The 18,336-nt window shown below is 62.6% G+C and carries 24 protein-coding genes; 9 read left to right on the top strand and 15 right to left on the bottom strand.

All coding sequences use genetic code 11. The features are described 5' to 3' along the window. The first annotated feature begins 218 nt into the window (after window positions 1-218). Entirely contained in the window at window positions 219-821 is a 603-nt protein-coding gene (locus tag CHC01_RS08430) for a PAS domain-containing protein (protein WP_089263894.1), read from the top strand. A 3-nt stretch (window positions 822-824) separates the two neighbouring features. Here CHC01_RS08430 and CHC01_RS08425 read toward each other — a convergent pair whose 3' ends face one another. Together CHC01_RS08425 and CHC01_RS08420 are read right to left on the bottom strand one after the other, a co-directional pair. Further along, window positions 825-1,172, bottom strand: a complete 348-nt coding sequence (locus CHC01_RS08425) for an ArsC family reductase (protein ID WP_089263893.1) — start codon at window positions 1,170-1,172, stop codon at window positions 825-827. 143 nt (window positions 1,173-1,315) lie between these two features. Continuing rightward, complete coding sequence (locus tag CHC01_RS08420; protein ID WP_089264629.1) at window positions 1,316-1,891, bottom strand: DUF308 domain-containing protein; 576 nt, start codon at window positions 1,889-1,891, stop codon at window positions 1,316-1,318. 240 nt (window positions 1,892-2,131) lie between these two features. Between CHC01_RS08420 and CHC01_RS08415 the strand changes: the two genes are divergently transcribed. The 3 genes from CHC01_RS08415 (at window position 2,132) to CHC01_RS08410 (ending at window position 3,332) form a co-directional block, all read left to right on the top strand. Next, a complete protein-coding gene (locus CHC01_RS08415; protein WP_089264628.1) occupies window positions 2,132-2,545 on the top strand; it encodes a MarR family winged helix-turn-helix transcriptional regulator in 414 nt (137 codons plus the stop codon). Between the two features lie 72 nt (window positions 2,546-2,617). Continuing rightward, the gene (locus CHC01_RS32255; protein ID WP_176454532.1) at window positions 2,618-2,776 is read left to right on the top strand and encodes a DUF5993 family protein; all 159 of its coding nucleotides are present in this window, start codon (window positions 2,618-2,620) and stop codon (window positions 2,774-2,776) included. A 7-nt stretch (window positions 2,777-2,783) separates the two neighbouring features. Then, window positions 2,784-3,332 (top strand): disulfide bond formation protein B, encoded by a 549-nt coding sequence (locus CHC01_RS08410; protein ID WP_089263892.1) that lies wholly within the window; start codon window positions 2,784-2,786, stop codon window positions 3,330-3,332. 54 nt (window positions 3,333-3,386) lie between these two features. Here CHC01_RS08410 and CHC01_RS08405 read toward each other — a convergent pair whose 3' ends face one another. Further along, the gene (locus CHC01_RS08405; RefSeq protein ID WP_210421659.1) at window positions 3,387-4,301 is read right to left on the bottom strand and encodes an SIR2 family protein; all 915 of its coding nucleotides are present in this window, start codon (window positions 4,299-4,301) and stop codon (window positions 3,387-3,389) included. A 141-nt stretch (window positions 4,302-4,442) separates the two neighbouring features. Between CHC01_RS08405 and CHC01_RS08400 the strand changes: the two genes are divergently transcribed. Next, entirely contained in the window at window positions 4,443-5,105 is a 663-nt protein-coding gene (locus CHC01_RS08400; RefSeq protein WP_089263890.1) for an HD domain-containing protein, read from the top strand. An 8-nt stretch (window positions 5,106-5,113) separates the two neighbouring features. Here the strand turns inward: CHC01_RS08400 and CHC01_RS08395 are convergent, their stop codons facing one another. Continuing rightward, window positions 5,114-5,617, bottom strand: coding sequence for a cytochrome P460 family protein (locus CHC01_RS08395; protein ID WP_089263889.1), 504 nt, complete (start codon window positions 5,615-5,617; stop codon window positions 5,114-5,116). A 12-nt stretch (window positions 5,618-5,629) separates the two neighbouring features. Next, entirely contained in the window at window positions 5,630-6,634 is a 1,005-nt protein-coding gene (locus CHC01_RS08390) for an alpha/beta fold hydrolase (protein WP_244558323.1), read from the bottom strand. A 255-nt stretch (window positions 6,635-6,889) separates the two neighbouring features. Here CHC01_RS08390 and CHC01_RS08385 point away from each other — a divergent pair, with 255 nt between their 5' ends. Then, entirely contained in the window at window positions 6,890-8,470 is a 1,581-nt protein-coding gene (locus tag CHC01_RS08385) for a winged helix-turn-helix domain-containing tetratricopeptide repeat protein (protein WP_089263888.1), read from the top strand. Next, window positions 8,467-8,964, top strand: a complete 498-nt coding sequence (locus CHC01_RS08380) for a peptide deformylase (protein WP_089263887.1) — start codon at window positions 8,467-8,469, stop codon at window positions 8,962-8,964. The genes CHC01_RS08385 and CHC01_RS08380 overlap by 4 nt, the downstream gene beginning before the upstream one ends. A gap of 15 nt (window positions 8,965-8,979) precedes the next feature. Here CHC01_RS08380 and CHC01_RS08375 read toward each other — a convergent pair whose 3' ends face one another. After that, window positions 8,980-9,219, bottom strand: a complete 240-nt coding sequence (locus tag CHC01_RS08375) for a hypothetical protein (protein WP_089264626.1) — start codon at window positions 9,217-9,219, stop codon at window positions 8,980-8,982. Window positions 9,220-9,262: 43 nt separating this feature from the next. After that, complete coding sequence (locus CHC01_RS08370) at window positions 9,263-10,012, bottom strand: DUF899 domain-containing protein (RefSeq protein WP_089264625.1); 750 nt, start codon at window positions 10,010-10,012, stop codon at window positions 9,263-9,265. 122 nt (window positions 10,013-10,134) lie between these two features. On the opposite strand from CHC01_RS08370, the gene CHC01_RS08365 reads away from it, so the two are divergent. Beyond that, window positions 10,135-11,355: an ATP-binding protein gene (locus CHC01_RS08365; protein ID WP_089263886.1), complete on the top strand. Its 1,221-nt coding sequence runs from the start codon at window positions 10,135-10,137 to the stop codon at window positions 11,353-11,355. Between the two features lie 30 nt (window positions 11,356-11,385). Continuing rightward, on the top strand, window positions 11,386-12,024 hold the full coding sequence (locus tag CHC01_RS08360) for a Vgb family protein (RefSeq protein WP_089263885.1): 639 nt from the start codon (window positions 11,386-11,388) through the stop codon (window positions 12,022-12,024). A gap of 21 nt (window positions 12,025-12,045) precedes the next feature. Here the strand turns inward: CHC01_RS08360 and CHC01_RS08355 are convergent, their stop codons facing one another. The 8 genes from CHC01_RS08355 to CHC01_RS08315 form a co-directional block, all read right to left on the bottom strand. Beyond that, the gene (locus CHC01_RS08355) at window positions 12,046-12,645 is read right to left on the bottom strand and encodes a YdeI/OmpD-associated family protein (RefSeq protein WP_089263884.1); all 600 of its coding nucleotides are present in this window, start codon (window positions 12,643-12,645) and stop codon (window positions 12,046-12,048) included. A 27-nt stretch (window positions 12,646-12,672) separates the two neighbouring features. Continuing rightward, window positions 12,673-13,332: a TenA family protein gene (locus CHC01_RS08350; RefSeq protein ID WP_176454531.1), complete on the bottom strand. Its 660-nt coding sequence runs from the start codon at window positions 13,330-13,332 to the stop codon at window positions 12,673-12,675. 12 nt (window positions 13,333-13,344) lie between these two features. Then, window positions 13,345-13,539, bottom strand: a complete 195-nt coding sequence (locus tag CHC01_RS08345; protein ID WP_244558322.1) for a hypothetical protein — start codon at window positions 13,537-13,539, stop codon at window positions 13,345-13,347. Window positions 13,540-13,628: 89 nt separating this feature from the next. Continuing rightward, on the bottom strand, window positions 13,629-14,039 hold the full coding sequence (locus CHC01_RS08340) for an SRPBCC family protein (protein WP_089263882.1): 411 nt from the start codon (window positions 14,037-14,039) through the stop codon (window positions 13,629-13,631). After that, window positions 14,036-14,359, bottom strand: a complete 324-nt coding sequence (locus tag CHC01_RS08335) for an ArsR/SmtB family transcription factor (protein ID WP_089264624.1) — start codon at window positions 14,357-14,359, stop codon at window positions 14,036-14,038. The genes CHC01_RS08340 and CHC01_RS08335 overlap by 4 nt, the downstream gene beginning before the upstream one ends. Before the next feature lie 129 nt (window positions 14,360-14,488). Next, a complete protein-coding gene (locus CHC01_RS08330) occupies window positions 14,489-14,833 on the bottom strand; it encodes a Lin0512 family protein (RefSeq protein WP_089263881.1) in 345 nt (114 codons plus the stop codon). A 91-nt stretch (window positions 14,834-14,924) separates the two neighbouring features. Then, entirely contained in the window at window positions 14,925-16,082 is a 1,158-nt protein-coding gene (locus CHC01_RS08325; RefSeq protein WP_176454530.1) for a substrate-binding protein, read from the bottom strand. A gap of 873 nt (window positions 16,083-16,955) precedes the next feature. Next, window positions 16,956-18,209 (bottom strand): serine hydrolase domain-containing protein, encoded by a 1,254-nt coding sequence (locus CHC01_RS08315; protein WP_089263879.1) that lies wholly within the window; start codon window positions 18,207-18,209, stop codon window positions 16,956-16,958. Between the last annotated feature and the right edge of the window lie 127 nt (window positions 18,210-18,336).

Below are 18,336 nucleotides of genomic sequence, written 5' to 3'. Positions count from 1 at the left end.
TGACTTCGCCCTTAGTCGTAGGCAGTTAGCCCCCTGCGCATGCGGAAAGCAGAGTCCGCCTGCGACCGGTCTACCGCGCAGAACGCGTCACCTGTTTGCGCCGCAAGGAGCTTTGAAAATCGCTCGTTAATTGTATTGCGAGGCAACTTCCCGCGTTCATTGATTATTTGCTTGCTGTACTCATACTACCCCCGATCGATATCAGGGGGATCATTGCCGTGGACTTCCAGAGCGCCGACGCGTCCGTGGTGAAGTCCATTCGGCAGCGCGATCTGCTGAACTGCTGGCTACGACTCTATGCGCCGCAACAGGCTCTGCCCGATATCGCCAACTATCGCCCGGATCGGATGGACGACGAACGTCCTGATCTCGTCGACTACATTGTTGATCACTGCACGGCACCGCCGCGGCTCATCATCGACAGCAACGGCACCCGCATGGCGAGCGCCTATGGTACCACCGGCAAGGGCCGCTATCTCGACGACTATCTCGGCCCGATCCTCGGTCCTGTCGTGCTGCCGGCCTATCATGAATGTATCGCACGCGAGTTGCCGACTTACACCGTCTCGATGATCGACGATGTCAACGGTCGTGTTGTCGCCTATGAGCGGATGCTGATGCCGTTCTCATCAGGCGATGGCGTCACGCATATCATCGCGTCGCTCAAGACCATCAGCGAGGACGGCGGATTCGAAATCAAAAATCTGATGCGCGGCCATCACAGCGTGCCGGTGCCGAAACTCCGCGCGGTGATCGATCGCAGCCTGTCCTATCGTGCGCCGCACCGGCTCGCAGCCGGCGACGTCGTCGAGATCGACTGATCGCTATTTTACGTCTTTTGCGTAAATCTCCGGCTTGAAGCCAACCACAAGCTTGCCGCCAAGATCGAGTACAGGCCGCTTGATCATCGAGGGCTGCTCGAGCATCAGCGCGATCGCACGGCTCTCGTTCAGGCCTGCCTTGGCGGCATCATCGAGCTTGCGGAACGTTGTGCCAGCGCGATTGAGCAGCGTCTCCCAGCCGACCTCCTTGGCCCAGCGCTGCAGTCGCGTCTTATCGATACCCTCGGCCTTGTAGTCGTGAAAGCTGTAACCGACGCCATGGCTGTCGAGCCATGCGCGGGCCTTCTTCATCGTGTCGCAATTCTTGATACCGTAGATGGTGATGGCCATGAGATGTCGCCGTGCCTGCCAGGAGTGATCGTCGTTCTGACCTGACTAGCAGATCAGGCAGCAGCGGCTGACAGCAAATCCGCGATCATCCACAGAGGCGGCCGATGACGCTGGGGCTGGCATCATCGGTTTGTCCTCAGATCTCAGGCCGTGCGCCTGCGGTTCGCGAAGATCAGCCACAGCGCCGACACCAGGAAATAGAAAGCGCCGAAGCCCGCATAGGGCGCGATATCCACGATTGTCGGCACTGTGGCGCCGCCTGCCTGCTTGACAAAGAACAGGCCGGCCGCGGTCGACTGCGCGCCGCTCAGGATCATCGCCCACTGCGCGCCGAATGCGCGCCAGCGCCTGATGCCGGTGACCAGTTGCGCCAGACCTGCCAGCGCAGCCCAGACGCCGAACACCGCGAGTACGGCATTCATCCCCGTCCGCAAGGCGATGGCCACCGCCAGTGCGGCAATGAGGCTCACGCCTACATTCAGCGCCTGCGAGGGATTGGCCAGCAGCCCGCCGCTGTCCTTGGCATCGAACCAGTTCGCGAGGGCATCCCAGGCGGGGTAACTGACCAGCAGGATGGCCGCCGCTCCCGGAGATGACGCGCCGATGGTGAAGGCGGCTGCCACCCAGGCTGCCGCGACGATGCCGCGGACAAGGTAATAACGTGCGAGGTCTCCGCTCGCTACGGCCGGCAGGCTGGCGGTTCCCTGTGGGACGGTCATGCTGGTCTCCATCGAAGCTTGGACCGGGCGCTCTCCACCGGGCTGGCGGAAGAACCCTGGTCAAATTACATATTACGATAACTAATATCGCGATATATTTATTGGCTCGAGCAGGCCGCCTTGTCCATATTTATTTATCGCGATATACGTTATTGTGATATCGACGTGAGGAGAGTTGCCGTGGTGCCCGCCGACATTCCGCTGGATCACCAGCTCTGTTTTTCGCTCTACAGCGCCAGCATGGCCATCGGCCGGGCCTACAAGCCGCTGCTCGACGCGCTTGAGATCACCTACCCGCAATATCTCGTGCTGAGCACATTGTGGGAGGGCGGCGCGCAGAGCGTCGGCGGGATCGCCGACCGGCTGGCGCTGGAATCGAGCACGGTCACGCCGCTGGTGAAGCGGCTCGAACAGGCCGGCTTCGTCGCGCGCAAGCGCAATCCGGACGATGAGCGGCAGGTCGTCGTCAGCCTCACTGCCAAGGGCGTGGGTCTGCGCGAAAAATCCCGCTGCCTTGGCGAGACGTTGTTCGCCGCAGCCGGCATGACGCCGGAACGGCTGATCGCCCTGAACAGCGAGGTCCATGCCTTTCGGGATGCCGTGACCAACTACACCGGCAAGACAGGTGCGACCGTGGCGGAGACCGCCGACTGACGCAGATGACACGCGACAGGGCGCCAGCGAATCTGTCGTAAGATACCGGACACATTCAGCGCCGGAGCGACCATGGAGTTCACCGCACTTTTCCTGGCGATCGCCATCACCATGCTCGTCGCATGGTATGGCAGCCGCACGCTCGCATTCTCTCTGTTCGCCGTTGTGCTGATTGCCTGCGTGGCGACCTTCCTGCACCACGCCACCGACGCGCTGAAACTGTCGTTCTGAGGCCATCATGACCTCACATCGCGCTATCGCCCTCAACGTCCTCGCACTCTACGCGCTCGCCGCGCTGCTCGCGGCCGCCTTTGCCGCCCAGTTCATTTTGGGCGAGCTGCCCTGCCCGCTATGCCTGCTGCAGCGGATCATGTTCGCGCTGCTCGCCATAGGTCCGATCCTCAACATCCGCTTCGGCCCGCGTCCCAGCCATTACGCGCTGTCACTGCTTGCAGCCGTCGTCGGCGCCACCGTCTCGACCCGGCAGGTGTTGCTGCACATCATGCCCGGCGATCCCGGCTTCGGCACCGCGCTGTTCGGCTATCACTATTACACTTGGGCACTGATCGGCTTCATCGCGGCCATCGTTCTGTTGTCGCTGGTGCTGCTGTTCGACCGGCAATTCGAGAAGGCCCCCGCTGCTCACTCGGCGCCCAGCGTCATCGCCCATGTTGCCGTCTGGCTCGTGATCGGCCTGACGGCTGCGAACGTCGCCTCGACCTTGCTCGAATGCGGCTTCAAGGCCTGCGCGGATGATCCGGTATTGTATGAGCTGCTGAAGCGATAGCGGCGTCGTTCCCCGCGGGTGCGAGCGACCTTACAAATGCGTTGAGCTGGCACGTCAGGACGACCAACCTGTATTGTCGTAAATCTCTCCGAACGTCTGAACCGCGATACAGTTGACTCCCATCGACTCCAAGAAAAAGAGCTTTCCGGCCTGCCTGTCGTCAGACATATCGTTTTTGTAAACATACCAAGCTGGATGAAAGCGCTCGCGAAACTTCTTGAAGTACTTGGCACGCTCAATCAGAAGCCAGCGGAGAAAGACTTCGTTTTCTTCAAGAGCCAAACCAAAGATGAGCAAGGGCTTATTGAATACAACATGAATCCAGGTATTCGCGCCTGCCCAAATGCGACGATCCTTTGCTCCAAAGAGAGGGGTGGCGCCGCTGCGATGAAGCCAAGTCCGGGCTCGCTGAACCGACCCCATATAGTGGCTAAGTCCCAAGCGAATGCTTCGCTTGTATTTTACCATACCGTTAATGTGCCAAACGCCGAAAGAAGCGCACGGATCAGTGATAGCTGTTTGGCTAAAGTGACACTCCCACGGGTAGTAGCTCGTAAATTTCGGATTTTGCGGACGCCAGAACTGTGCATTGACGGCATCGCTCAACACTTGATCGAAATTCGTCGTGAGCACTGGAGTACAGTGTCGTACTGCCCAGTTCATGATCTTCCGGTGATGTGGGAGTACATCCCAACCGTCCAGGAGCGCACAAAATTGCTCCTGCAGAGTACCGATCTTACTCCCAGACAAGAGCTCCAGCACATCATAAAATTCTGTAAGCGTCGTGCCAGGTGGTACCTCGACAAGCCCGGGCGAGCACTCTTGAGCAATCTCAACGAGCAGCTGATCCCAGGAATTTACACGTTTCGATTCTACGTATCGGTGGATGCCGTTTCCGATGATCAGAGCCACATTATCGCTGCTCTGCTCAAGCAAGGAGCTGAGGCTGTTGACGGGGTTATTAGCCACAATTCCTCATGATGCTGTTTCGGCGATAAAACGGCATACCACACTCAGCCTTGTCGCCTGAGTTCTACCTGCTCTCAATCCAAATCTAATGACATCAAAACACGCTTGGCAACGCCCGGCGGCCAATCTAACAACGATGCCATGACTGAGATCACCGCTATCGCTGCCGCCTTCGCTCCGTTCGAAACGCTGGCCTCTTCACTTCTGCATCACATCAAGACCGATGACGGATCGCATGACGTCGCGCATCTGGCGCGTGTCTGGTCCAATGTCCGCGCCATCCAGAAGGCCGAGGGCGGCGATCCCGAAATTCTGGCAGCGGCGACGCTGCTGCACGACTGCGTCGCCGTCGAGAAGAGCTCACCGCTCCGCGCCAGTGCCTCGCGCCTCGCTGCCGAACACGCGGTGACGCTGCTCGCCCCGTTCGGCTGGACGACCGACCGGCTGGACCGCGTCGCCCATGCCATCGCGGCGCATAGTTTCTCGGCCAAGATCACGCCCGAGACGATCGAGGCGCAGATCCTGCAGGATGCGGATCGGCTGGACGCCATCGGCGCCATCGGCATCGCGCGCTGTTTCTACACCGCCGGGCGGATGCAATCCTTCCTATATGATGCCGAAGACCCTGCCGCCCGCCATCGCGCCCTCGACGACCGCAATTTTGCGATCGACCATCTGCCGGCGAAACTGCTGACGCTCGCGGACGGCTTCAACACCGCCACCGGCCGACGCATGGTGCAGGAACGCCACGCGCGGACCGAGGCTTTCCTGACGGCGTTTCTGGCCGAGGTCGGCGTCTCGTGAAATGGCGCTCACGGCACCCACTTCGTGAACACGTAATCCCGCTCCTTCACGCGTGCCTCGTGACACGCAAAGCAGGTTTCGTGCTGTGCCTGATCCACCGGCTTGCCGTTGATGAAGCGGCCGAAACCCCAGCCGCCTGACGCGGCATACTTCTTCGAATCCTTCACCATCACCTGAACCGTTGTGGCGGCACCGGGGATCGAGGCGGATTCGAATTCCGGCGACTGGGTGTGCTTCCAGGCGAGCTTCGCCAGCACCGTGCCATCGGGGAACGGCAGCTTGCCATCCCGATAGGCCTTGACCGCGATGTCGTTGCCGACCACGGCGCGCAGCTCGTTCAGAGGCTCAGCCTCCTGCGCCGGCGCGATCAGCTCCCATTTGCGGTAGCCGTCCGGAAGCGCGACGCCATAGATCGGCGACAGGTTTTCCGGATTGGCGGTATTGGCGGCAAAGGCCACCACCCCGGATGACACCACACCTGCCGCAAGGCTCGCTGCAAGAATCCATCGCATCGCGGATCTCCCTCAGCGTGCCATCGCGTCGGCGTCGATGATGGCCTGGGCGAATTCACGCGGTGCTTCCTGCGGCAGGTTGTGACCGATGCCACCATTCACCGTGCGATGCTCGTACTTGCCGGTGAACTTCTTCGCATAGGCCTTGGGATCTGGATGCGGCGCGCCATTGGCGTCGCCTTCCATGGTGATAGTCGGCACCGAGATCACCGGCCCCTGCGCCAGCCGCTTCTCGAGCTCGTCATACTTCGCCTCGCCCTGGGCGAGTTCGAGCCGCCAGCGATAGTTGTGGATGGTGATGGCGACGTGATCGGGATTCTCGAACGCCTTGGCCGAGCGGTCATAGGTGGCGTCATCGAAATTCCACTTCGGCGAGGCCAGCTTCCAGATCAACTTGGCGAAGTCGTGCCGGTACTTGTCATAGCCGAGCCGGCCACGCTCCGTGGTGAAGTAGAACTGGTACCACCATTCCAGTTCAGCCTTCGGCGGCAGCGGCGTGCGGTTGCCCTCCTGGCTGCCGATCAGGTAGCCGCTGACGGCGACCAGCGCCTTGACGCGCTCCGGCCAGATCGCAGCGAGAATGTCGGCGGTGCGGCCGCCCCAGTCATAGCCACCGACCACCGCCTTCTCGATCTTCAGTGCGTCCATGAACGCGACGATGTCGGTGGCGAGCGCTGCCGGCTGGCCATTGCGCACCGTCGCGTCGGAGAGGAAGCGCGTCCCGCCATAGCCGCGCAGATACGGGATGATGACGCGGTAGCCGGCCGAGGCCAGCAGCGGCGCGACATCCACATAGCTGTAGATGTCATAGGGCCAGCCGTGCAGCAGCAGCACAACGGGGCCGTTGGCCGGGCCGTCCTCGGCATAGGCGACGCTGAGGTCGCCGGCATTGATCTGCTTCAGCGGCTTGAACGACGTATGCGTGCCGCGCTTGATGGCCGGGAGCTGCTTGCCAGCCTTGGCGGCCTGCGCCGCGGCGGAGCCGATGCCGCCGAACTGAGCCGCGGCGATGCCCATGAGCGCCGCGCCCAGCAGGCTGCGGCGGTTGAAGTGGCTGGTGTCGCGCTTGTCATTCGTCATGGTGCAGGTCCTCCGGGCAATGACGGTTGAGGCCGTCGATGCGCGGACCATGCCGCGGTACCGGCATCCTCGCTTGAAGATTTCTCCGATTTTCTCTTGAGAAAGCCATGATTTATCGTTGAGACGGGGTGTGCTAGGGGACGCTCCTGCGCACAAGGCCTTGGCGCGACAACAGGTATTGGACCCCCTATCTTGCTGTTCCGGTTCGACGAATTCGTCCTCGACACTGACCGGCGGGAGCTACGGCGGGGCACGGACACGGTGGCGGTGGAGCCGCAGGTGTTCGATGTGCTGGAATTCCTGATCCGCGCGCGGGAGAAGGTCGTCAGCCGTGACGATCTGCTGGCCGAAGTCTGGCATGGCCGCATCGTGTCCGAGGCGACGCTCAGCAGCCGGGTCAACGCGGCCCGCACGGCCATCGGCGACAATGGCGAGCAGCAGCGGCTGATCCGCACTTTACCGCGGAAGGGGTTTCGCTTCGTCGGCGAGGTCATCGAACAGACCGACGGCCCCTCTCCGCCCGTGGTGACAGCGCCCGCAACTGCACTCCTGCCCGACGTCACGGATCCCGAAGGACTGTCGATCGCGGTGCTGCCCTTCACCAATATGAGCGCGGACCCCGAGCAGGATTATTTCGGCGACGGTATCGCCGAGGAAATCATCACCGCGCTGTCCCGCTGCAGCGGACTGTTCGTGATCGCGCGCAACTCGTCCTTCACGTACAAGTCCAAGCCGGTCGACATTCGCGAGGTCGGCCGCACGCTCGGCGTCAATTACGTGCTCGAAGGCAGCGTCCGCCGCGCCGGCGAGCGATTGCGCATTATCGCGCAATTGATCGACGCCCGCTCCGGCGCACATCTGTGGGCTGACAAATTCGACGGCGACCGCAACGATGTATTCGACCTGCAGGACCGCATCACCGAACAAGCCGTCGCCGCCATCGAGCCCACGCTGCGCATAGCCGAAATCGAACGCCGCAAGCACAGCCGTCCGAACAAGCCCGATGCCTATGACCTGCTGCTGCGCGCCTCGGGATTCGAACACGACTTCACGCCGGCGAGCATGAGTGCAGCGCTGGATTGCCTGCATCAGGCACTGGCGCTTGATCCGACCTACGCCCCGGCGATGGCGGCCGCCGCCTATTGCCACGCGCAGCGACATTTCCAGGGCTGGATCAGCCCAGACGACGCCCATCGCAGCGAAGGCCTCGCGCTGGCGCATCGCGCCATCGAGCGGATGCCGAACGATCCGCAGATTCTCTGGATGGCGGCTTTCGCGATCTGGAATCTGGCCGAGACGCAGACAGCGAAGGACGCTGCCATTGAGCTGTTCAGCCGCTCCCTCGCGATCAATCCAAACTCCGCCACTGCACTCGCACTGGCCGGATGGATCGAGACCATGCGCGGCCAGCAGCAGGCCGGCCGCGCTCTGCTCGACCGTGCGCGTCGCCTGAACCCGCTCGATCCACACGGCTGGTTCGTCTCCGGTGCGCTGGCCATCGCCGCGATCATCGACGAGAACTATGCCGAAGCGATCGCTTGGGCCGATAAAGCCTTGCTGCAGAACCGCCGCTTCGCCGTCGCACTCCGCGCGCTCGCCGTGGCGCTCGTCAAAACCGGCGCGCACGAACGCGCCGCGCAGGTAGTTGAGGAACTGCTCACCATCGAGCCGGAGCTGACGGTCTCCGCTTTCTTTGCGCGCATCCCGGTCCCCGTCGAATCCATGGCGAAGACCTATGCGGATGCGCTGAAGGCCGCGGGGCTGTCGGAATGAGTATCCGCCCTATCGTCCGCTATCCCGACCTGCGCCTCACGCAGCCGGCCACTGATGTCACCGTGTTTGACGATGCGCTGCGCGCGCTCGCTGACGATCTGCGCGACACCATGCATGCCGCTCCCGGCATCGGCATCACCGCGCCGCATATCGGCGTGCTGCTGCGCGTGGTCGTGCTCGATCTCGATCCCGTCAATGGCGCCCACACCTACGTCAATCCGGAGATCGCATGGGCCTCGCCCGAACTGATCATGCATCAGGAAGGCAGTGTTTCGATGCCTGGCGTGACTGACGACATCCAGCGCCACGCCCGCGTACGGATCAGCTATCAGGATCTCGACGGCAATACGCAGACAGAAGAGTCCGACGGCCTGCGTGCGGTTTGCCACCAGCACGAGATCGACCAGCTCAACGGCATGTTCTGGATCCAGCGCCTGTCGCGCCTCAAGCGCGAGCGGCTGATCAAGCGGTTCGAGAAGTTGTCGCGCGCCTGAAGCGCGCGACAACCGTCACGTCCGCCACTGCGATTGGCGGTATCGGCCGGATATCAGCCTGAGCCAAGGCACGGTATGGAACAAGCTCATCAGGGCATACATCACCGCCATTCCACTCCACGGCGATGCGCGCGATGCCGAACAGAGCAGGTCCGGCGAACTGCCATCGAGCACACCCGTCAGCAGCGCCATCAATGCGAAGGCCGGTGCGGCCGCAAGGCATAGCCAATCGGCGGCCGGCGCAAGGCTACGCATTTTCCAGCGATAGGCCGTCGCGCGATCGACGTCATCGATAGCGCTACTCATCGGTCTTCCGGAACGTGGCCTCTCCGGCGGCCGAGACCTCGACCCATTTCTTGTCGGGTGCAGCGCCGGCGACATAGTTGTCGTGCCAGTTCCACCATTTGTAGGTCGGAGTCTGCGGATAGCCTTCGGGCGAGTCCTCCCAGACCTCCTGGCGGCCGAGCGGCGTCGCGTCGAGATAGCTCCAGGTGGTCCCCATCGCCTCGTCGCCGCGGCTGTTGATGAAATAGGTGCGGAACACGCGGTCGCCGTCACGGAAGAACACGTTATGGCCGTGCCACTCGTCGACACCGAAGTCGGCGTCGAAACTGTCCGTGATGGTGACCCAGGGCATCTCCCAATCCATCCGCGCCTTCAGGCGTGCGATATCCGCCTGCGGTGCCCGCGAGGCATAGACGAGCGTGGTATCGCGGGCATTCAGATGCGCAAGGTGGGCGACCTGGTCGGCACCCAGTGAACAGCCGCGGCAGGCATGATCGGGCCAGCCGAACACGCCGGGCTCGAAGAAGGCGCGGTAGACGATCAACTGACGGCGGCCGGCGAACAGATCGCGCAGGCTGACCATTCCGCCAGGCCCCTCGAACGCATAGGCCTTATTCACTTCCATCCACGGCATCCGCCGGCGCTCAGCAGCGAGCGCGTCTCGCGCCCGCATCACAGCCTTCTCCTTTACGAGCATGTCCGTTCGCGCTGCCTCCCATGCCTGCGGTGACACAATCGGTGGTGTTTTCATCGGTGCCGTCATGGTCTTCTCTCCACTTTCGTCCATCGTCATGCGCTGCCGACACGACTTGCCGGTTGATCGTCGTGAGGTAGATTAGGATCCGGCAATGGACGGGTGGGAGTGACAAGTGTGGCGGGATTTGAATGGACTCCCTGATCACCGCCGCAGGTCATGCGCTGGCGGCGGGTGATCCGCTGGGTGCGTTGAAGCGTGTTGCATTGCGTGATGACGCGCCGGCACTCGCGCTGCGCGGCATCGCAATGGCTCAGCTCGGCGATTTCGCACGCGCGAAGGATCTCGTGAAACGGGCCGCGCGCGCCTTCGGTGCGAAGGAACCCGTGGCGCGTGCGCGGTGCATCGTCGCCGAGGCCGAGATCGCCCTCGTCTCGCGCGATCTGAACTGGCCCACCAAGACGCTCGACGCCGCGCGGGTCACACTCGACGCCCACGGCGACCATGTGAATGCGGCCTATGGCGGCTATCTCGACGTCAGGCGCCTTCTCTTGATCGGACGTCTCGACGAAGCCGAGCGAAAGCTCGGCGCGCTCGATCCCGCGTCTCTGCCACCCGCCTTGCGTACGGCGCACGCGCTGGTCGTCGCCGGCATCGCGATGCGCCGCCTGCAGGCGAAAAAGTCACGCACCGCCCTCGCCGACGCGCAGCGTGCCGCCAAGCTCGCTGCAATCCCGGCACTCACTGCCGAGGTCGACAGCGCATCCCGGCTCCTCGACGCTCCCGCTGCGCGTCTGATCGCACGCGGCGGCGAACGTGTGCTACTGCTCGAGGATGTCGAGGCGCTGCAGAATTCGAAAGCCATCGTCATCGATGCGTGCCGGCATGTCATCCGCTGTCAGAAGACAGAGCTGTCGCTCGCGACCCGGCCCGTCCTGTTCGCCCTCGCCCGCGCACTTGGCGAAGCATGGCCTGCGGATGTTTCGCGCGAAACGCTGCTGGTGCGCGCATTCCGCGCCAGACATGCCGATGACTCTCATCGCGCCCGGCTCCGCGTCGAAATGGGACGGCTGCGCAAACTGCTTGCGCCGCTGGCCGAGGTGCACGCGACCAAGCCCGGTTTTACGCTGGTGCTGCGCCGGGCCCGCGACGTCGTCGTGCTGGCGCGGCCCGTCGAGGAAGAACACGCCGCAGTGCTCGCACTTCTTGCCGATGGAGAAGCCTGGTCGAGCTCTGCATTGGCGCTGGCGCTCGGCACCAGCCAGCGCAGCGTTCAGCGGGCACTCGACGAACTGGCGGTGGAGAATAAGGTACAGCCGCTCGGTCGCGGTCGAGCACGCCGCTGGACGTCGCCATCCCTGCCAGGACTCGCGACGATGTTGTTACTCCCGCCGCCGCTGCCGGATCACTAGGGTCATCGTCACATCATCAGGGAGAGTTACATGACCAACTCAGCAGCCGAAATCATCCGCGAATATGGCCCCTTCGAGGGTGTCGACGGCGTGCACGGCGTCACCTATGACGGCACGCAGGTCTGGTTCGCATCCGGCGACAAACTCCACGCACTCGATCCAGCAAGCGGCAAGACGGTGCGCGCCATCGACGTCGCCGCTCATGCCGGCACGGCATTCGACGGCAAGCATCTGTTCCAGATCGCCGAGGACCGAATCCAGAAGATCGATCCGGCGACCGGCCGCGTGCTGAATACCATCCCTGCGCCCGGCGGCGGTGCCGACTCCGGCATGGCCTGGGCCGAAGGCACGCTGTGGGTGGGACAATATCGCGAGCGCAAGATTCACCAGGTCGATCCCGACACTGGAAAGATTCTGCGCACCATCGAGAGCAACCGCTTCGTCACCGGCGTCACCTGGGTCGACGGCGAACTCTGGCACGGCACCTGGGAAAACGACGAGAGCGACATCAGGCGCATCGATCCGCAAACCGGCGAAGCGCTTGAGAAGCTCGCACTGCCGGCAGGCAGCGGCGTCTCCGGCCTCGAGTCAGATGGTGCCGATCAGTTCTTCGCCGGCGGCGGAGCCAGCGGCAAGGTACGCGCGATCAGGCGGCCGAAGCGGAAGTGAAAAGCAACGAGTGACGCCACTTCACTTTCTGGTTTGCGGATAGATCGTCTCGCCCTTCTTGAGCATCTCGACGAAGGCCGCAATCCGCTTCTTGCGGCCGGCTTCGGTCTTCATGTTGTGCACCCGAAATGCCAGTGAGAAGCGGTTCTGGGCGCTGAGCTTGGCCAGCATCGCTTTGGCTTTCGGCTCGGCGTCGATCGCGGCCTGCAGATCGGCGGGAATCGCCATGTCCTTGCCGCTGCCATAGGCGCGATCCCAGCGACCATCGGCCTTGGCCGCCTCAACATGGACAAGGCCGTGCTCGGTCATGCGCTCCTCCTCGACGAGGCGCGCAACATTGTCGACATTGATCTTGCTCCACACGCTCTTTTTGCCGCGCGGCGAATAGCGCTGCAGAAAGCTTGTCTCGTCCAGTCCCTTGCGGATGCCGTCGATCCAGCCCCAGCACAGCACGACATCGATTGCCTCTTTCGGCGTGATCGATGGAAGGCCAGATTTCAGTTTGTGAACCTTGATCCAGACCTCACCGGCCTTGTCGTGGTTCTTGCCGAGCCATTTGTAGAATGCGTCGGCGTTCTTAAACTCGCGCACATTCGCGGGATCGACCTTGACGGGTGCCATGCTCTGTCCTGACCGCTGCGCGTCGCACTAGCGCGCGTCCAGCCCCATCTGCCAGAAGTCAGCTTCCAGCTTTGACGCCTGGCCGAACAGTTTTGCGAGCTCCGTAAAGCGCCGCTCGGTCATCGCGCGCGCGGCGAGATCGTCGAGATGGCGGCGTGCTTTCATCGCGATGTCCTGATAGGTCTCGCCGGCATATTCGCCGATCCATTCGCGATACGGATGATCGCCGAGCGCGTCGGCACCACCCGGCGCGAGCTTCTTGCCGATCTCGGCATAACCGATCACGCACGGCGCCAAGGCCACATGCAGATCGAGCAGGTCGCCGGCAGCGCCACAATCCAGCACGAAACGCGTATAGGCCACCGTCGCCTGCAGCTCGGGCGCAGCCTCGATATCGGCGGGCGACAGCCCCCAGCAGCCGCACAGTTTTATGTGAAGCTCCATCTCGCCGAGAATGGCCGCAAGTCCGCCTTGGGCCGCCTTCATGTCGTCAAGCGAGCGGCTCTTGTACGTCGCCAGCGCATAGGCGCGCGCGAACTGGATCAAGAACAGATAGTCTTGCACCAGATAGGTGCGGAACGCGGGTTCTGGCAGCGTGCCGGTGCCGAGTTGGCGGACGAAACTATGATCGACATAGCTGGACCAGTCATCGGCCGCAGCGGATTTGAGACGATCAAAAATATCCATGCGCATTCCAATTCACGCGTTCATCCGTCCACTGCCCTGCGTTGCTCTACGCCACTTTGCGGCATAGGGCAGCACGAACACATAGAGACCGCTGAACATCAACAGAAACAGCGGTGGCAGTGGCGAGAAGGTCACCCAGGCTGGAGGCTCGCCAAATCCGCGGACAGCGAAATTGGCGATGACCGTCAAGGTAAAGGCCAGCGACAGTCAGCGGTGTGCGTATCTGATCCATAGGTTCATGTTGAGTAACCCTCAGTGCAATGCGGAAGTTGCGTGAGATTCTGCGTCGGCCGAATTCAGTCCAGTCGCGCCAGAAGCTGCTCCATCGACGCCAGGAAGCGCGGCCATCCGAACTTGGCGCCCTGATAGGCCTGCTCCTGATCCGGCCGGAAGCCGATCTGCTCCATCCGCAGCAGTGTCCCGTTGTTCGAAGGCGTAAGCGTCCAGGTTACGACACTCTCGAGACCCAGGGCCTCCCACGTGTAAGCGAGCTTTTGGTTCGGCTCGACTTCCGTGACCCGGCAAGCGACCACGCCCCAGTTTGCGCTCAGATCAAAACGGTGCCCGAGGACGGGCTGGAAATCGTTTTTCATCAGCCACTCAGCGATCAGATGCGGCTGGGTCAGCGCGCGCCAGAGCTTTTCCGGCGCATGGCCAAATTCCCGCTCGACGACGACAGAACGTGTTTCGGCTGCAATATTGGTCAATTGTCCATCCTCTTCAGCAGTTGTTCGAGATCGTCAAACCGGCTCTCCCAGAACCCGGCCATCTGGCTAGTCCAGTCGAGCAGCGGCGCCAGGGCCGCCGGTTGCGATCGATAATGTGTCTGACGGCCGCTCTGACGATCGAGCACCAGCCCCGCCTGCTTCAGCACGCCGAGATGTTTGGAGACCGCCGGCTGCGAAACCCCGGCTTGCGCGGTCAGTGCCGCGACGGTCTGCTCCCCCTCACGACAAAGTCGCTCGAAGATCGCGCGCCGGGTCGGATCGGAGAGCGTCTTGAAGAGCACATCGAAGGTGTTCGGCATCGCCATCCATAACCCGTCAGTTATCGATCAGATCAATAACCAGTGAGTTATGGATTAGTCAAGCGTGAAAAGGACGGGAGGGAGTTCTCGAGATCGCGAAGCGAGATCGTCGCCTGAGGCAAGTTTCCTCTACTTGCCGTCGTCGAGGCTCACGATCACCGCCGCATTGGCAATGAGAATGCCGTCGCCGCCGCTCTCGGCTGGAATGTCGAGGCCGCCTTTGACCGCGGTCACGGTCACGGTACCGTAAGGTAATTCCTTCGCGACCGCCGCCGTGTCGACGTCGTCCGGATTCGGCACCGCGACGGTCACATCGACGAACATGTCATGCGGCGTCTTGCCGACCATCCGGAAGAAGCCAACGCTGGAATGGCGGATCGCATCCGACACCGCGCGCTTGGCAGCCTTGGTGGCATCGCGACCGTGGACGTCGACGCCCATACCCATCTCGGTGATACAGCGCACACGTGCCATTCGTTGTCCTCTTCACTCATCCAGAATTGTGTCGATGCCGAGTTAAGCAATCTCGCGCGACTTACACCAGCCGTCTGCTCGCCAGTTGCAATCAGCGACCAGCCAATGTGCAACCCGGCTGCGGCGGAATTCTGCCGAGCGCACGGACGGTGACCAATTCACTGCCCTGCGTCTTGGCGATGAACATGCTCATGGTCGCATAGTGGTTCGCATCGATGGTGACCGTTCCAGTCGGCGACGGGATGGTGAGCCCTGCCAGTGCATCCACGATCGCTTCCTTGTCGACACGGCCCACTTTCTCGATCGCAGCCTTGAGCGCGATCAGCGTGTTGTAGTGGGTCATGACATAGTTCGACACCAGCACGTCATTGCCGGCTGAGGCCCGCACCCTGGCGACGAACGCCTTCATCTCCGGCTCGTCGCTGGTCGCCAGCGACGGCACGACGGTGATCATGTTCTGGCCCTTGCCCTTGAAGATGCCGAGATCAATCTCGGACAATCCCAGGAATGCAACCGTGGTCTCCTTGAACAAGCCCTGATCATCGGCCTGCCGGATGAAATCGATGCCGTCACCCTTCAGCGCGAACAGCAGCACCTTCGGTTTGGCCGCCGCCACCTGCTTGATCAGCGGCGTGAAGTCCGTCTCGGTCCCCTGCGTATATTGCGTGCCGACGATGGTGCCGCCGAGCTTCTCGATCAGCGGCTTGGCTATATCGAACATCTGGTGCGGCCAGACGCGATCGGCGCCGAGCAGGAAGTAGGTGTTGCCGACAGCCTCGTTCACATAGGGCAGCAACTGGCCGAGATCCTGGTTCGGCACCGTGCTGAACGAAAAAACATAACGACTGCATGTGCCGCCTTCGAAATTGGTGGCGTAAAGCAGCGGCGTCTTCGTGCTCTCGGCAAGCGGCCTGATCGCATTGAAGTTGGCCGAGGTAACAGGGCCGACAACCGCCACGACGCCGCTGTCGATCACCGACCGCATCGCGCTCTCGGCGGAGGCCGGCCGGGTCTTGTCATCGACATAGATGATCTCGAGCGGCCTGCCGAGAATGCCACCCGCCGCGTTGATCTCCCTGGCAGCGAGATCGAGCCCGAGTTTTGCTTGCTCACCATAAAGTTCGACACCGCCGGAAAACGGCAGCACCGCGCCGACACGGATGGGATCCGCCGCCAGCGCTGCGGAGCCAAGCGCCAAAGGCCCTAGCAGGAATGCGAGCGTCATGACTCGTGCGACAAGTAATTTCATGCGCGCTTCCCTCTGCCATGAGCTGCGCTGTCGGCGCATCTGGACTCGCACTCATGATTGCCCCGGAAAGATCGCAGCGCGCAAGAGCCGATCAGGGCTCTGTCTGCTCAGGGCAACGCGGTCGACCTGGGCACGGGTAAGGCAGGCGCGGGAGCGTCAGTGACTGGCGCGACAGGCAGCGGGGTTTCAGTTACGTCCGTTACGGGAGCGGCAGCCACGGGCGCGACACTATCAGGGACAATCGACACAGGTGCTCCAGCAACGGGAGCCGGCGTGATTGCCACTGGCGCACCTGCTGCAGGAGCGTCCCGAGCCACAGGGACAGGAGCAACCACCGGAGGGACTGCGGCATCGATCATCGGCTTGCAGAGCATCACGGCCGCAGCCGCTGAGGTCAATGCCGCCAGACTCTGGAGCTCCGGCGCTTGTCGGGGGTCCCCTGCCACTGCGGCCGCTTCGTCGCGAAGCCTGGCGTTGCAGTCGCAGTTAGGAATGCCGCTCGCCGGTGTGCAGGCATCGTGATTCATGCAGGCGAGATCGAGGGCATCGATGGGCGGTTTGCCCGGCCGATTGCCGGCACCGCAGTAATTGCCATGAATCAGCGTCGCGCCATCAGTGGCGACAGCCGGATTGCTGCGGGCGGCCCGGGCGCCAGACGCCCGCTCCTGCGCATACAGAGGCGCCGTTGCGACGACGGTGCATGACATCAACAGCGCCGCACACCAGCAGCGCAGCCACGGAGCGATGGACAAGGGTTTTATCATTCTGGAGGGGTCCGCCTGGCGCCGACGGAAGATGTCGGCCGCCAAGCATACGCCCAACCTGTCCCAAGGTTCCCGATCGGGTTCCCTCGGGTTCCACGAACCCTGATGGTCAGCCCGCCATCAGTTCCTTCGCCAGCGCCATATAGGCCGGCAGCGTCACCGGATCGTTGGCGGCATTACCGGCGACCGGATGCGAGGCATAGCGCGCGATCACCATCTCGGCCTTCGGATCGATATAGAGCCCCTGCCCGTAGACGCCGCGCGCCATATAGGCGCCGTGTTCATTATGGGTCACCCACCACTGGTTGCGATAGGACGCGCCCGGCAGCGTGGCGTAGCCGGCCGGCTTGAATTTTGCGGGATCGGCGCCGCGTTCGATGTCCTCGACCACTGCGCTAGGCACGATCTGGCGGCCATTGAAGCGCCCGTGATTGCGCATCACCTCGCCGAAGCGCGCGAGATCGCGCAGCGTCGTCGACAGTCCGCCGCCACCGCTCTCAGTGCCGATGCGGTCGACGTGATAATGCGCATCCTCTTCCGCTCCCATCGGCGCCCAGATGCGTTCCGACAGAAGATCGGACAGCGTCATGCCGCTGGCACGGCGGATGATCCAGGCCAGCACGTCGGTGTTGACGGTCTTGTAGGCGAAGGCCTTGCCATGCTCGCCCTGCTTCTGCTGCGTGCAGAGAAAGGCGAAGATGTCGCTCGCGCCTTCGTAATCCGGAGGGATCGGCGCCATGCCATTGGCCCGCCGCAGCCCCCACACATCGGAATTCTTGTCGGTATAGACCTCGGTGTATTTGAGCCCCGTGGTCATATCCATGACCTCATGCACATCAGCATCGCCGAAGGCAGTAGCCTTCAACTCCGGCACATAGTCGGTGACCGGCGCCTGCGGATCGATCTTGCCTTCGGCCACCAGAATTCCGGCCAGCGTGCCGGTAAACGACTTGGTCACCGACATCGCAATATGCGGCTTGTGCGGCTTCAGCGCGCCGGCATAACGCTCGTAAATGAGTTTGCCCTTGTGCAGCACGGCAATGCCGTCGGCATAGGTCTCGTCGAACATCCGTGCGAAGGTCATCGACCGGCCGTCCATGGTGGTCGACGTGATGCCGCCGATATCGCGCTCCGCGCGCGGCAACACCGAAGCGCCGCCCGCGCCGCGCCAGACATTCACCGTTGGCACGAGCTGGCGGACATTGCTCCAGGCCCAGCGCAGCTCGGGAAAGTTGCGGAACGAGCCGTCGTGAAAGGTGATGAGCTTGTCCTGCGGCGGCGGAAAGCCTTGCATGAAGCCGAGCGTGTTCGGATCGGTCTCGGCGGCGGTGGGGGCTTGGCTCGGTGCAGGCGCGTCGGACATGAAGGCTCTCCGGGAGGATGGTGAGCCAGTCGTAACATCGCGGAGAATGACGCACATCCCGCGTTTGAGCGGGGGTGCATTGATCAGTCGCATGTCGTCTGGCGACCGCTGCAGGCGACCGTCCTTC

Source organism: Tardiphaga sp. OK246 (assembly GCF_900188215.1).
GTDB classification, from domain to species: Bacteria; Pseudomonadota; Alphaproteobacteria; order Rhizobiales; family Xanthobacteraceae; genus Tardiphaga; species Tardiphaga robiniae.
Note: the sequence above shows the minus strand (reverse complement) of the source record. Positions and strands in the feature narration are given on the sequence as shown.